This is a genomic window from Azonexus sp. IMCC34839, assembly GCF_047047955.1.
Lineage (GTDB): Bacteria > Pseudomonadota > Gammaproteobacteria > Burkholderiales > Rhodocyclaceae > Azonexus.
Map to the genome: position 1 here is coordinate 1,542,487 of NZ_CP150631.1, position 16,451 is coordinate 1,558,937.

At 54.8% G+C, this 16,451-nt stretch carries 6 protein-coding genes; 1 reads left to right on the forward strand and 5 read right to left on the reverse strand.

Annotation, left to right across the window (positions count from 1 at the left end; genetic code table 11):
* Nucleotides 1–131 precede the first annotated feature (131 nt).
* Nucleotides 132–1,703, forward strand: a complete 1,572-nt coding sequence (locus tag WIF35_RS07635; RefSeq protein ID WP_412480966.1) for a TolC family outer membrane protein — start codon at nt 132–134, stop codon at nt 1,701–1,703.
* A gap of 362 nt (nt 1,704–2,065) precedes the next feature.
* Here the strand turns inward: WIF35_RS07635 and WIF35_RS07640 are convergent, their stop codons facing one another.
* From WIF35_RS07640 to WIF35_RS07660, 5 genes are all read right to left on the reverse strand, one after another.
* Nucleotides 2,066–9,787: a retention module-containing protein gene (locus WIF35_RS07640; protein WP_412480967.1), complete on the reverse strand. Its 7,722-nt coding sequence runs from the start codon at nt 9,785–9,787 to the stop codon at nt 2,066–2,068.
* Nucleotides 9,788–9,982: 195 nt separating this feature from the next.
* The gene (locus tag WIF35_RS07645; RefSeq protein WP_412480968.1) at nt 9,983–10,579 is read right to left on the reverse strand and encodes a LuxR C-terminal-related transcriptional regulator; all 597 of its coding nucleotides are present in this window, start codon (nt 10,577–10,579) and stop codon (nt 9,983–9,985) included.
* Nucleotides 10,580–10,598: 19 nt separating this feature from the next.
* Complete coding sequence (locus WIF35_RS07650) at nt 10,599–12,059, reverse strand: HlyD family type I secretion periplasmic adaptor subunit (protein WP_412480969.1); 1,461 nt, start codon at nt 12,057–12,059, stop codon at nt 10,599–10,601.
* A gap of 5 nt (nt 12,060–12,064) precedes the next feature.
* On the reverse strand, nt 12,065–14,251 hold the full coding sequence (locus tag WIF35_RS07655; protein ID WP_412480970.1) for a type I secretion system permease/ATPase: 2,187 nt from the start codon (nt 14,249–14,251) through the stop codon (nt 12,065–12,067).
* Between the two features lie 123 nt (nt 14,252–14,374).
* Nucleotides 14,375–16,429: a sodium-translocating pyrophosphatase gene (locus tag WIF35_RS07660; protein ID WP_412480971.1), complete on the reverse strand. Its 2,055-nt coding sequence runs from the start codon at nt 16,427–16,429 to the stop codon at nt 14,375–14,377.
* Between the last annotated feature and the right edge of the window lie 22 nt (nt 16,430–16,451).

The following is a 16,451-nucleotide window of genomic DNA, read 5'->3' on the forward strand; positions in this document are numbered from 1 at the left end:
TGGAAAAAACGGTACAGCACTCGAATTAACAAGCTTCCATGCAATTTAAATTGTGGACATCACGTAGCTAGTTTAACTACAATCAACCCAGAATAGTCTGTTGTCACATTTTATATTTCACGAGGCCATATATGACACCCAACTTCAAGCGTCCGCTAATCGGTCTGCTTCTAGCCGCCGCCTTTGCCGGCTCCAGCCAAGCTGCCGCTGGCCGTCTCGAAGAGGCCGCCGCTCAGGCCATCAAGACTAACCCGGATGTTCTCGGCAAATACCACCAGTTCCAGGCTAGCGTCCAAGAACGCAATGTGACGCTGGGTCGCTACCTGCCGACCTTCGACGTTCTGTTTGGCACAGGTTACGAGCACCGCGAATCGCCGCTTTATACCAACCCGACGGGCGAGCGCCGTTACAACTTCCAGAATACCCGCGCCACCCTGCGCCAGAACTTCTTCGAAGGCTTCGCGACCTGGAACGACTCCAAGCGTTTGGAACACGCTTCCTTGGTTCGCTTCTATGAAATGCTCGACCTCTCCGAGACCACCGCGCTGGAAGCTGCCAAGGCTTACATCGATGTCTATCGCTTCCGTCAGCTGGTTGCCTTCGCTGAAGAAAACTACGCAACCCACCGCGTGATCTACGAAAAGATCAAGGAACGCGCAAATACCGGCGTCGGTCGCAAGGTTGACCTGGAAACCGCAGCTGGCCGTCTGGCTCTGGCTGAATCCAATCTGCTGACCGAAACCTCCAACCTGCACGACGTCACTGCACGCTACCAACGCATCGTCGGCAGCCTGCCGCCGGCAGAAATGGAAGCTCCGCCGGCCGCCCTGCTCAACCAGGACTTCCCGACCGACCGCGTTGGCGCTATCAACCGTAGCTTTGAAAAGTCGCCGGCCCTAAAGGCTTCCTACGAGAACATATTGTCTGCCATCCGTAACGTCGAAGTCCAGAAGGCTGGCTACTACCCGCGTATCGATGGCTATATCGAGCAAGGTCATGACAAGAATGCTGGTGGCTACGGCGACCCGTCGACTGCACCGATTGCCGGCAACCCGCGCTCGAGCACCAACTACACCACCTACGGCCTGACCGCCACCTGGAACCTGTTCCGTGGCTTCCAGGACGTTTCCAAGCAGCGCAAGGCTTCCGAGGAGAAGAACAGCGCCAAGGACCTGCGTGAAAAAGTCTGCCGCGAAGTTCGTCAGAATTCCGCCATGGCCTTCAACGACCAGCTCCGCCTGACCGAACAGATGAAGTATCTGGACCAGCACATGCTGAGTACCGACAAGGCTCGCGAAGCCTTCCGTCGCCAGTTCGACATCGGTCAGCGCACCCTACTCGACGTTCTGGATACCGAAAACGAGTACTACACCGCTCGTCGCAACTATCTGAATGGCGAACAGGATCTGGCCATCGCCAAGGCCAAGTACCAGGCTGCAGCCGGCAACCTGCTGAATACCCTGCAGTTGAAGAACCTGGAAATGGACCCGCCCAGCCCCTCGACCACCCCGGACGAGGACATGGCCACCTCCTGCCCGGCTGACACCATCGATGTCGTAGCCGTCGACAAGGAAGCCATCTTCAAGCGCGCCCAGGCCAAGGAAGACCTGTACCGTACGCAGAACGCAGCACCGGCCGCAGAACCCGCCAAGCCGGCCGCCAAGGCGAAGAAGGCACCGACCAAGGTCAAGCCGGCCCAGTAAGCGAGTATTCTGAGAAAGGGCCGGATGATCAGCTGATCGTTTAGTGCCCGCTGGCAATTTAATCAAAGCCCGCCGTCGTCAGACGGCGGGCTTTGTTGCTTTTGAGTGTTAGCCCCTTCACCTCCTCGGACAAAGTTTGGCGACCCAGTGGCTGGCTTACGGAGCAAGACAGGTGCTTCTCGCCCCCCCAGTTCAGGCGTCAAGTCTATATCTGCAAGCAATCCAGAATCGGGAGCGACTGATATTTGGTGGATTTTTCCTGTGCACCGCAGCAGTTGTCCACATGGATAGTGTTTGAGACGAATGCTGAATAAAAAAAGGGCACCCGAAGGTGCCCTCTACTGAAGCAGCGGTGTTAGATATTAACCGTTATCGAGCTTCAGGTTACCAGCAGCTACCATTTTCTGGATCAGATCCTGAGAGTTGCCTGCACTGAACTGAGTAAACAGATTGGTATTGTCGAAAACGATGGTCTGGCTGTTTCCACCTGCTGTCGTTCCGTTGGTATCGGAGATCGTCAGTTCGGTATTGGCACCATTCTGAACGAACGACATGAAGCTGCCCATGTTGTACCCCGGATTTTGTCCATCCTCACCAACCAGCAAATCCTTCAGGTCAAGGATATCGCCTTGAGCCTTGCTGAAATCGGTGATGTGATCGACCGTTCCCGCAACACTGGCATCGCCAAGGACGAACTTGAAGGTGTCAGCACCAGTACCGCCGGACATCGTATCGCTGCCCGTACCACCGGTAATCGTATCGTCACCCTTCTGAGCATAGATGATGTCGTTGCCTGCACCGCCATCAATCGTGTCGTTGCCACCCACAGAACCCTCTTGGCCATATGTCGCGTGATTGGCATACAACTCGGCACGAAGTTGATCGGTAGTCCAGCCGGCATGATTGGCAACGAACTTCGCCCAACCACCATCCGCATTGTCCGCATGGATGCTGTCACCGAAGATCACATCATTGCCGCCACCACCGTTGATCACATCATTGCCGACAGCAACTGGAGTCGTGCCTCCGCCAGTCAAAGTGCCGATGACGTCAGACAACTCGTTTGCGCTATCCACATTGGTCGCAGAACCACCCGAACCTTCAACCTGACTCAGATTCCCAAGCGCACCGGAGCCTACGCTAATACCGATACTTTCGATGGTAAACGCCTGATCGGGGCCAGCACCATTAGTTTCAATGAGGCTAACCTCACTGACCGTATCCGCCGGAGTACCCCACCACCAAGATCCAGGATAGGTGCCCAAGACATGCTGGATTGCTTCATCCGCAGATACCTCGACAACATTACCACTTGGATCAAGAGCACGATTGGGGGCGCCATCGGATACAAAGATCACCTTATTGACATCAGCATTGAGGATTGGAGCATTCGCCGCACTTGAATCAATCCAGTTATTGGCAGCAACTAAACCAGCCTCATAGTTCGTGTATTGGTCTGAATCTTTGCTTGGCACCTGGAGCGCGTTTACAAAATCGATAGCGGCCTGCAACTGAGTCGGGCTATCCAATCCACCAGTAGTTAGGTTGAATGTTCCGGAAGCACCTGCCTTGGTTGCGAAGGCATCAATATGCACCCGTACATCATTACCACCGGAAGCATACAGATCGTTCAGGGCATCAATTACCGCCTGCTTAAGTGCAGCCAAACGGGTGATACTTTGCTCAACCCCCTTGGAATCGGTAAAGCTGATCTTGTTCTCTATCATGCTGCCAGAGATATCGAGGACGAATGCAATATTCGCTTTCTGCCCAGCCAACTGGTTATTGCCCCCCACATCACCTACCAGAACGTCATGCGACGAGGAACCGTCGATACTGCCATCAGGTGCTGAGGGCGAAGTATCAACGCGGTGATCAACAGTTTGATTGCTGTTGTCATTAACGTTTTCACCCACCACCAGCACAGGATCATTCGCACCGAAGATCGTGATAGTCAAAGTAGCAGTCTTGGTAGCAGTGCCATCAGAAACCGTATAGGTATAAGTTTCAGTCAGCTTATCGCCATCATTGAGAGCCTGAACTGCCGCACTGCTGTTGTTCAATGCGTAGCTGTAGCTACCGTTGGCGTTCAACGTCAGCGTGCCGTAGGCGTTGCCACCCGTGAAGCCAGTCACCATCAGCGTTTCGACATCAACGTCCGTGTCCGCAACGTCACCGCGTGCCACTGCATCCGGCGCTCCGTTATGAGCATGGCTCTCCAGAACATTACCAGTGATTGCGCTGGCAGCGTCTTCAACCACCCAGTTCGTGTCGGCATTAGCAACCGGCGCATCGTTTTGACCGAAGATCGTGATGGTCAGCGTTGCAGTCTTGGGAGTCGTACCATCCGTCACCGTATAGGTGTAGGTCTCGGTCAGCTTTTCACCAACGTCGAGTGCCTGAACCGAAGCAAGACCACTATTCAATGCATAGCTGTAACTACCATTCGGATTCAGCGTCAGCGTGCCGTATGCATTACCGCCCGTGAAGCCGGTTACCGTCAATGTGCTGTCAATATCGGTATCCGCGACATCTCCTCGAGCCACAGCATCCGGCGCGCCATCATGGACCAAGGTCTGCAGAACATTACCTGTCACGGCACTGGCAGCGTCTTCCAAGCCCCAATTTGTATCAGCCTTGGCAACAGGAGGATCGTTTACCGAATTGACAGTCAAATTAACCGTCTTGGTAACCGTATCGCCGTCCCCATCGATCACGGTATAGGTAAAGCTGTCACTACCGCTATATTCGGCGTTAGGTTTGTAGGTTGCAACGCCGTTGGTTAGCGTCACGGTGCCATGCAGCGGATTGCTGGCCAATGTAATGCTACCTGCGCCATCCGCTCCATAAGAAACACTTCCCTGAGTCACCAGATTGATGTCGATACTACCGTCTTCGTCCAGCGACTTGGTAATGTTGCTGGCTGATGGCAGATCATCTTCAAAGCGGAATGCAGAACTGATATCCAATTTCTGCGAATCGCTCGCCACATCGCCGTCGGCATCAGTAACGGTTGCCGTTGCTGTCAACGCGACCTTGCCATCGGCCAGGCGCAACATGGCGTTGTCGTTGTTCGCATCGATATCCTCTGGCAGGTGATCCACTTCACGCGCTTGCGTCAAAGTCACCTTGCCAGCACTGTCAACACTGATTCGGAAGATTTCACCATCTGTCGTGCTACCAACAACATCGTTACCTACCATAGCCAAGGTAATGGCTTTGCCATCGCTGGTCAGTCCGGCATCCGCGTTGGTCACCGAAAGCTTATAGCTGGTTGCCGCACTACCCAGGCCATCAGCCCCGACAAGCGCGTTGACGCTAAACATTGATGCAAACGAGGCAAAAGCTGTATCCGATGCAGCGCCAATGGTTTGCGCATCCTGCGTGGTCAGAACCGGCAGGTTAGAAGTCCAGGTCACGCCGATATTGACGTCATCCCAGTCCTTATCACCACCGCCAGCGATATCTTCCCAATTCAGATTGCCTGGCTTCGGGTTATCCTGAACGTGGGCAAACCCATCGGCATTCAGACCCTGGACATCGAACAATACGTTGGCACCATCTCCTACCAGAGGAGTAGAACCTGCGAAGGCTTGCCACTCCCCGTTGACCATCGCAAATGTCACTGCCGTGCCAGCAACCAAGCCAGGGTTGAAATTGTCACCATCGGGGATGATGAAGAACCCAACCTGATCAGGGGTGTAACCGGTGATATCAATGCTGCCGTTTTCAAAGTCTTTGACATCGTCCCAAACCACCACACCAGTCGTCGGAGTCCCATCAGCCGCCTTGATGTAGTAACCAAAGCTGTTGTGGAATCCTGCTTCCGTTTCGCCATAGTTGGTAACATGTAGCGTATAGGTCACGGCGCTCGAAACATCAACGACTGGAGCATCATCGTTAACGGTGATGTCTAGAGTAGTCGTTGGCGAGACATCGTTATCGCTATCCGTTACACGAACAGCAAACGCCTCACCAGGCTTCTGATCGGCCGTACCACTGATGCCATCACCGTCGCCGGTGGTCGTATCGTTATGTGTCGTCAGATTCTTGGTTAGCGTGTAACTCCAAGTGTAGTTACCGCCCGAAACATTCACAGTCAGCGTTCCGTTCGCACCAGAAACCGTCCCACCACTGGTGACATCGACCCATGTACCGTTCGCCGCTTGTACTTCAAGCTTGGAGAGCGTGTCGCCACCGGTTGCGATGGTAAAGTTACCCGTCGTGGTTTCAGATGTATCGGAATTATTGGCTCCATTCCCATCAGCCAACTCACCTGTCCCAGTCGGCAAGCCCTGTTCGTCGACCACGCCATCCGTAACCCGCACAGTTGGCGTCGAATCAGGCTTCAAGGTCACCGATACCGTTGCCGTAGAGGTATCACCATCACCATCTTTGATGGTGTAGGTAAAACTATCTTTCGTCGAGGTGCTACCAGCACCCGGAACAGGCGTGTAAGTAAATAGCCCAGTGACTGCATTGTAGGTCACAGTTCCCTGAGTCGGCTGGGTAAAGGTTACTGCTGAGACCGGGGAATTATCCGTATCGACTCCATCGGCGCCGAAGAGGTCATTACCAAATACACTGAACGTAACCGACTGGTTCTCCACGGCCTGAGTAACGGAATCATCACGCGCAACTGGCACATCGTCCATGACATCGAGCGTCAGATTGATCGTTGCCTTATCACCGTCCTTATCTTGGCCGGTGAACACAACATTCGCCAAAACATTAGTCTGCTCACCATTGCCGCTTAGCAACATGTTATCCAGCAAACGATAGGTATAGTCACCATCGGCTTCAACGTGCAGACTGGCGGCAGCATTACTCGAGGACGTGCCCAAGTACGTGCCATTAGCAGACCAATAGACAGTCACACCATTACCGACGCTCACTGCAGGATTGTCGCCAACCTTGATCGTCGTGATCTTGTCGAAACCGTCCGCACCCCAGTTACCGTTGTTGCTGACATCTCCAGTCACCACATTCGTGTAATCGGGGAATGGGAAGTTATCGGATTCATCAGTCGCCGGACTAAATTGCTCGTCCTCAACGATGGCAACACGTTCGGCTTCCATACAACCCGGGACGTCGTCCTTGACATCCAGCGTCAGATTGATCGTTGCCTTATCACCGTCCTTATCTTGGCCGGTGAACACAACATTCGCCAAAACATCTGTCTGCTCACTGTTGCCGCTGATTAGCATGTTGTCCAGCAAGCGATAGGTGTAGTCGCCATCGGCTTCCACTCGCAGACTGGCTGCAGCACCGTGCGAATTGGTGCCCAGATAGGCACCGGTCTGGCTCCAATAGACCGTCACATCGTGACCAACATTCACTGCAGGATTGTCGCCAACCTTGATCGTCGTGATCTTGTCGAAACCGTCCGCACCCCAGTTACCGTTGTTGCTGACATCTCCAGTCACCACATTCGTGTAATCGGGGAATGGGAAGTTATCGAATTCATCAGTCGCCGGGCTAAATTGCTCGTCCTCAACGATGGCAACACGTTCGGCTTCCATACAACCCGGGACGTCGTCCTTGACGTCCAGCGTCAGATTGATCGTTGCCTTATCACCGTCCTTATCTTGGCCGGTGAACACAACATTCGCCAAAACATCTGTCTGCTCACCGTTGCCGCTGATTAGCATGTTGTCCAGCAAGCGATAGGTGTAGTCGCCATCGGCTTCCACTCGCAGACTGGCTGCAGCACCGTGCGAATTGGTGCCCAGATAGGCACCGGTCTGGCTCCAATAGACCGTCACATCGTGACCAACATTCACTGCAGGATTGTCGCCAACCTTGATCGTCGTGATCTTGTCGAAACCGTCCGCACCCCAGTTACCGTTGTTGCTGACATCTCCAGTCACCACATTCGTGTAATCGGGGAATGGGAAGTTATCGGATTCATCAGTCGCCGGGCTAAATTGCTCGTCTTCAACGATGGCAACACGTTCGGCTTCCATACAACCCGGGACGTCGTCCTGAACCTTCAGAATCACGCCGACATCTGCCCGATCACCATCGCCATCCTGTCCAATGATCTTGACGGTATCAAGAAGATCATACTGTTCACCTTGAACACCTTGTCCCATGAGCATGTTGTCAAGGAGCGTGAAGGTGTACGTACCATCAGCATTCACGATCAAGGAAGCTGCAATGTGGGGACCGTGATCCCCACCATGGTGGTCACCACCACGCGACAGCATCGAGACTTGATCAGCATCATCGGCCATCGTACCGAGGAAGTGTCCCGATTGATCCCAATACACGGTTGTACCGGGTTCAAACGTCTGGCCATCGATTACGAAGCCAACGGTCCCTCCAAACTGGTCCGCACCCCACGAAACATTATTGACGATCGTTGCGGTAACTTCCTTCGGATAATTCGCGAACCATCCGCCTTCGTCATTACCACCAGGCATTTTCTCGTCTTCAACAATAACCAAATCTGGCATTGCGAAGCAGGAGGGCTTATCGTCCTGCACCTGCAAATCAACCACAACACCGATCGGGTCGCCATCCCTGTCTTCACCGGTTACCGTCACTCGATCCAAGAAATCGACCTGTTCTCCTTGAACCCCTTTGCCGAGCAGCATGTTGTCAAGTAGCGTAAATACATAGCTACCATTTTCAAATACCACGAGTTTGGCTGCAGCACCTTCGGGAACAGGTGAATAAAGTTTCGCCCCATCACCGATATCGGAGGACGCACCAAGGAAGGTGCCATCCTGACTCCAATAAACAGTGGTACCGATATCAAAAGGCTGGCCATCAACAGTAAATCCCGTTGCCTTGCCAAAACCGTCGGCACCCCAATTCACATCATCAACGATTGAGCCCCAAACCCATTGCTTGCCACCATCATGCTCGTCATTACCAGGCCAGATCTTTTCGTCTTCTACAGTGACAGTATCAGAAACGACAACACCTTCTTCCTGTTGCTCACCTTCTTCACGGTAGTTCTGACGCAAAACAGGGACATCGTCATCGACATTGACCGTTAGCGTGCCATCCACCGAATCCCCACTCAGGTCAGTCACCTTGAAGCTCAACGGAATGACCAGGTTATCCTCTGTACCACTGACCGAATGATCCAGCGGGCCATACAGAACAAATGCGAAAGCCCCGGTCGCCGCATCAGTAATTTGCGCCGTGAAAATCACCGTGACGCCCCAACTTTCAGCACCTTCACTGAAGGCCGCAATCGAGGGCCCCTCTTGGTAAGCCTCACCAATATAAGCGACGACGGTTTGACCATCAGCGGACACCCAGTAGTGAACCTGTTCACCACCCGATGTAAGAGCTGCGGTAGGCATGTTGAAAACAATCCCTCCCATGCCATCGGGGCCATAGGAAAAATTCAGGTTTCCGGTCATCACGGTCGACGACGGATCAGGCAGATCATCACTATCATCTACAACGTCGCTATTCCCACGGACATGAGGGAAAGCTGGCCAGCCGAGTGCTGCAGCAAATTCGTCACGCCAAAGCAGGTCAGATTCACCCCATTTGCGACAAGAAAGATCATCTTCATCGACTGCGATGGTAATGTCACCTGCCGTCGGCAAACCGTTGGAAACCAGAATCTGCCCTTGCAGAGTCGGTGCCGTTCCAGGACCATAAGTTGGGAAGTCATACCCCGCACCCGGAACGTTTTCGACAATACGCATCAGATCGACGAAAGTGTGACCGCCATCAGCACCATCACCACCAGTCAAACCCGCCGCCGCCGCATCCTCTTCAAGCAGTGCGTTAACATCCAAGCCGCTACCGGTAGCCACGGTTTGGATAACCTTGGCAGCCTCGCTTGCCCCGAGCGGAGCGACTGAACCGGCTGTAGCATCAGGCGCGACAGCGGTAACTTGTGCATCAACAGAAATCGTCTGCTGTTCATTCACGCTCAACGGGGGAGCGTTGAACATGGAAATATCCGCTGCACTGCCATTGGCAGTGACGATAACGTCATGTTCAAAAACCTGATCGCCTACGTTCAGGCGACGCATCTTACCGTCTTCTCCACGCGCGAAAACTTCGCCCTTCGTTGCGGTGACGACGCCGACTGCTGAGTTGTTCGTTGCCATGATGTCTCCCTACCAATGAATGGATGATTACAGGTGTCACTGTATTCCTCTGGTATGGAGAGTCCACTGCCCAGAAGGGCATTTTGGTATGCCCTTTAGGGCAAGCTGAGAACTATTTCACGTTATTGCATTGCACAAATAAAAACCGGGAAGAGCGCCCCCTATCCCGGTTTTCAAGCTTAGAAACGAGTCGTGCTATTCGTTAGGATTGCTCAGCACAAGTGCTAATTGCAGGCGATCACGCACGCCTAGTTTTTCGAAAATGCTGGTCAAATGTGCCTTGATCGTACGCTCAGCCAAATTGAGCTGACGAGCGATTTCCTTGTTGCTATCGCCATGTGCCACGCATAACGCTACGGCCCGCTCTCGATCCGACAAGGTTTCGAGCAAGGGATGCTCTCCATGGCGCCCAGCCATTGGCGAGCGCGAACTGATCCCCCCGATCATGCGATTGAGCAAGGACTCGCCAACCCACAAACCTTGATTTCTGATGACCGATTCGATGGCATGCAAGAGTTCAGGGGTCGCATGCGCATTGCAATATCCCGCGGCCCCCTGTGACAAGGCTTGCAACCCCTCCTCATCATTCGGTTTGTCATACATGACGACGAACCTTACCCCTGCCGGTCGGACACCACCAGGAAGCTGAGCCGGAGTGAAGTTGTGTAGCCAAGCAACGGTACCAGCAGAAACATCCGCTGGCAGGATGGGAACAATGTCCGCATCTGGAAAAGCTTCTCTCCAGCGGCTCGGAGGTACCCGGCTACTGGTCACGAATAGATTCTTGTCCATGCCTCCCTCTTGCTCTCTCCTAGCGCTCAGTCAACGCATACTGCTTCGCCCTCAAGACCGGCTTGAGCAGATAACTGAGCACTGATTTCTTACCTGTCATGATATCAACCTCGGCAGTCATACCGGGGATGATCGGCAGGTTCTCTCCAAAGTTTGGACGCTGCGTTCGCACTCTTACAACATAGAAGGCGTTGCCTTTTTCATCCAGCACAGAGTCCGCACTGATATGTTCCAGCGTTGCATCCAAACCACCGTAAATAGTGAAATCGTATGCCGTCAATTTGACGTTGGCCTTTTGGCCTGGGCGCAGGAATGCAATATCGCGCGGCTGAACACGTGCTTCAAGCAACAAGGCGTCCTCCAGAGGCACGACTTCAACGATATCCTTGCCGGGCTGCACGACCCCACCGACCGTGTTGTACAGGATACGCTTGATCGTTCCGTTGACTGGCGAGCGGATATCAGCCTGCTTCACCTTGTCAGAAAGTGCTACGCTCCCCTCACCCAGACTATTGATCTTGGCTTGGGTTTCAGAAAGTTCGTTGCGAGCTTGATTCTTAAATTCCAGTTCGACTTCCTGGATTTTGCGTTGCGACTCGTTAATTGCAGCCTGCAGGCGGGTGATCTGTGACGATGCCTGTCCACGCTCACCGGCGTATCGCGACACATCGCGCTGCAACCGTAAGAGTTCGACATCGGACACTGCTCCAGACTGAATCAACGGTCTTGTCAGGGTAAGTTCGCGCGACGTCAGCTCATAGCCTTGCTGGGCTGACTCGTAACGAGCCCTGGCCTCCCCCAATTCGTGAGTACGCTGGGATAGTTGTTCCCGAGCAATACCGACTTGAGCGTCAAGCTCCGCCTTTCGGTTCATATAAAGCAGTCGTTCTTGTTCGACCAGTTTTGGATCTTCCTTAACGACCTCGGGCGGTGGAACGAAATCCACCCCTTCAGCAACTGCGCGTAAGCGCGCAGCCTTAGCCAACAGCGACAGATAGGTGGCCCGACTTTCCTTGAAACTGGACATAAATCGCGTTGCGTCGATTTTGACCAGAACCTGTCCTTCGCGAACCTGCTCCCCCTCCTTGACCAGGATATCGCTAACAATGCCACCATCAAGGCTTTGCACCACCTGCAGTTGCCGGGAAGGAATCACCTTTCCCTCCCCCTTGGTGATCTGATCCACTTGCGCAATGCTGGCCCACAGCAGGAAAACCACCACCGCCAAGCCAACCGCCCCGATAGCCTTGCGGGCCCGAAGAGGGTCTTGCGAAATCACCGCAGCATCCGCATCGATGACGAAGTCTCTGGCCAGCACTTCGTCTTCCAGACGGTGCACGGCAAACGGATCCACTTCCTCCGTGGAGCGCGCAAAAGGATTGAGTTCGTTCAGTTGCAGCGCTTGAACAAAACGTTTGACCCGTTGGTGCTTATCCACCGGTGCCAGTTCGGTACTTTCACTTTGGAGTTTTTCGGTCATGATGCTTAACCCCGCCCAACTTTGCCACTGCTCAAGGCTTCGACCACCTGCTTCTTCGGCCCATCGCAAACGATGGCACCACGGTCGATCACAATGAGCCTATCAACCAAATCGAGCAAAGAGTTGCGATGCGTCACGAGAACCATCGTACGCCCTTGGGTGTATTGAGCGAGCCTTTTCTTCAAATTATCTTCGGTCGAAAAATCCATCGAGCTGCTAGGTTCATCAAGCAACAGCATCACCGGCTCATGAACCATGGCCCGCGCGATCGCCACCGATTGCCGCTGACCACCTGACAGGGATTCGCCTCGCTCACCGATCGGCAAGTCAAATCCTTTGGGATGACCGCCAACCAGATCCTGAAGACCAGCCAACTCTGCCGCCTGAAGAATTGCGTGGTCCTCGACGTAAGGCATGCCTACAGTGATGTTTTCACGCAGAGTTCCGTAGAAGAGCGTGACATCCTGCGGCACGTAACCGATTGCCTTGCGCAACTCAGCAGGGTCAAGCTGGCGGATATCGACCCCATCGATTTTGATACTACCGGAGGTTGGCTGATACAGCCCGAGAATCAGGCGGTTGATGGTCGACTTACCGGAACCAACCTTACCGATGATGCCGACACGCTCCCCGGGCTTGATGCGGAAGCTGACTTCACGCAGGACTTCTACAGAATCAGCCCCTGGATATGAAAACGTGACATGATCAAATTCGATTTCACCTGCAACCCGTTCGCGACGAACAAAGGAGGCAGTCTGCGGACGCTCAACCGGTTGATCGACGACCTTGTCGAGAGAGGTCAAAGCCATCGCCGCATTCTGATATTGAGTCAGCAGGCCTGCAATCTGCGAGAAAGGCGCCAATGCACGCGATGAAAGCATGATGCAGGCGATCAACGCCCCCTGAGACATCAGCTTCTCGGAAATCAGGTAAACCCCGATGATCACCATCCCGACCGTGACCAGTTGTTGCACCGAGCTGGCGCTATTGGTGACAGACATCGACAAGTAGCGTAAATCAGCCCCGATACGCGCGAGGAAGCCCACCGACTGTTCCCACTTGCGCTGCATCACACCTTCTGCACATTGCGCCTTGATCGTTTCCAGACCCACCAGACTCTCGATCAGCGTCGAATTGCGGGTTGCCGTTGCACGGTAGGTTTGTTCGGTCAAATCCTGCATCTTGGGTTGCAGCATCAAGGCATACAGAACCAACCCGACAATCCCCAATGCCAATGGAATTGCCATCGGCCAGCCCAACCAGAGAATGAGGATGATGAAGATGATCGCGAAGGGCAAGTCAATGAAGGCGGTAACGGTCGTGGAAGTAATGAAATCCCGCACAGACTCAAAGGCCCGCAAGTTGGCAGCGAACGAACCAGCGGAAGCTGGGCGGTTGACCATCTGCATGCCGAGTACGCGCTCCATGATCAAGGCCGACAATTCGACATCGACCCGCTTGCTCGCCATATCCAGGACATAGCCGCGCATCATGCGCAAGGCAAAGTCAGCCACCACCACCAGTACGACACCGATCGACAGCGTCCACAAGGTCTCGAAGGCGCTGTTCGGAACGACGCGATCGTAGATATTCAGCGTGTAGAAGGGAATAACGATGGCAAAAACGTTAACCAGGAAGGCAGCGGCCAGCACATCCCGATAAAGTTTGAAATTGTCGAGTAGCGCGCCGAAGAACCAATGGCGATTGACCACATCCCTGATCTCGGGAGCCCGCGCATCGAAACGAAAACGCGGCCGACAGAAAATCGTATAACCGGCATAGGAGCGTTCCAACTCAGCCAGATCGACTTCGGTAGCCGCTTGCCCAGCCTCGGCAAACAGAACTCGCGCTTTGGTACGGTCTTCGTTCCACCCCAACAGCACACAAGCATCGTTGTTCTGCAGAATCAGAATGGCTGGCAGCAATTCATCCCGGACCGCCCCGACCTGTCGCTTGGAAATACGCGAGGCCAACCCTGCACGCGCGGCAGCTCGACGAAAGACAGAAGGCGATAGGCGACCGTCCTGCAACGGCAAGCCAGCCAGAAACCCTTCCGGAGTCATCCCCCGGCCGTGCATGCGAGAAATTTCGATCAAGCAGGAAAGCAGCGGATCATGTCTCCGCCAAGTTTCGCTACCAGAAGGGGAATGTGATTCGAGACTTGCTGTTTGGGTAAGCGATTCGTTGCTCATTTGTTCTTGTCTGATCCTTGCTGTACTCAAGTGCTACTACGCCATAACAATGCTACAACATCAGCATACGGAAAAGTACAAAAAATGAGCCCCGCTCAGTGGCGGGGCTCATCAATTTTCCGGTTAGGCCATCAGTGGAACAATCAACAAAGCAACCAGATTGATGATCTTGATCAGCGGGTTGACCGCCGGACCCGCCGTATCCTTGTACGGATCGCCAACGGTGTCGCCGGTCACGGCCGCCTTGTGGGCTTCCGAACCCTTGCCGCCGAAGTGCCCATCTTCAATGTACTTCTTGGCGTTGTCCCAGGCACCACCGCCGGTGGTCATGGAGATAGCGACGAACAGCCCGGTAACGATGGTACCGACCAACAAGCCGCCCAGCGCCTGCGGCCCCAGGATCAAACCGACGACGATCGGTACGGCCACCGGGAGGATGGACGGGATCATCATTTCCTTGATCGCGGCAACCGTCAGCATATCGACGGCACGGGAATAATCCGGCGTTGCCGTACCTTCCATGATGCCGGGGATTTCCTTGAACTGGCGACGAACCTCCAACACCACCGCCCCGGCTGAACGACCGACAGCCTCCATGGCCATGGCACCGAACAGGTAAGGAATCAGGCCGCCGATGAAGAGGCCGATGATGACCATGTGATTGGACAGATCGAAGCTGATGTTGGCCAAACCGGCCGCTTCAAGACCATGCGTGTAATCGGCGAACAGCACGAGTGCGGCCAGGCCGGCAGAACCGATGGCATAGCCCTTGGTCACTGCCTTGGTCGTGTTGCCCACGGCATCCAGCGGATCAGTGACGTTACGCACTTCCTTCGGCAATTCCGCCATCTCAGCGATACCACCGGCGTTGTCGGTGATCGGCCCATAGGCATCGAGAGCCACGACAATACCGGCCATCGACAGCATGGAAGTTGCCGCAATCGCGATCCCGAACAGGCCACCCATCGCATGAGCCGCGTAGATCGCAACGCAGACGGAGAGCACTGGCAAGGCGCAGGCCTTCATCGACACGCCGATACCGGCAATGATGTTGGTCGCGTGACCGGTCTGGCACGAAGATGCGACATGCTTGACCGGGGCATAGTCGGTACCGGTGTAGTACTCGGTGATCCAGACCAGTGCGGCGGTCAGCACCAAACCAACGACCGAGCAACCGAACATCGAGGCGGTCGTAATCTTGGCCGCAGCATCGCCGGCACCGATCAGCCAGGACGTGATCGGGTAGTAGGCAATCAGCGCCAGGACGCCGGCCACGATCAGGCCGCGATAGAGCGCCGACATGATCTTGCCGCCTTCGGTCGCCTTGACGAACATGCAGCCGACAATGGAAGCGATGATGGAAACACCACCCAGAGCCAGCGGATAGAGCACCAGATTCTCGCCCAACCCCGGGAAGGTCTTGATGGTCAGCGCCGCCAGTACCATGGTCGCGACCACCGTCACGGCATAGGTTTCGAACAGGTCGGCCGCCATACCTGCGCAGTCGCCCACGTTGTCGCCAACGTTATCGGCAATCACCGCCGGATTGCGGGGATCGTCCTCGGGAATACCGGCTTCGACCTTGCCCACCAAATCTGCACCGACGTCAGCCCCCTTGGTAAAGATACCGCCGCCGAGACGGGCGAAGATGGAAATCAGCGAGGAACCGAAGGCCAGGCCGACCAGCGGTTCGATCACATGGTGCAGATCGGCATTGCCACCCGTCGCCCTTAGGAAGGCGTAGTAGCCGGCCACACCGAGCAGGCCCAGGCCGACCACCAGCATGCCGGTGATGGCACCGCCCTTGAAGGCCACGGCCAGTGCCGGCGCGATGCCACCACGCGCCGCTTCAGCGGTACGCACGTTGGCACGTACCGAGACGTTCATGCCGATGAAACCGGCAGCCCCCGAGAGTACCGCACCGATCATGAAGCCGAAGGCAGTGAGCCAACCGAGCTTGGGCACCACGCCAATCACCAGGAAGAGCACCACGCCGACGATGGCAATCGTCTTGTACTGTCGGCTGAGGTAGGCTGCAGCGCCCTCCTGGACCGCCTTGGCGATCTGCTGCATCCGCTCGTTGCCGGCGGGTAACGCGAGGATCTGCTGACTGGATATCCAGCCATACAGGACTGCCAACACGGCGCAACCTAGCGCCAGTAACAACGCTGTACTCATGACTCCCCCTCTGTGACGGACA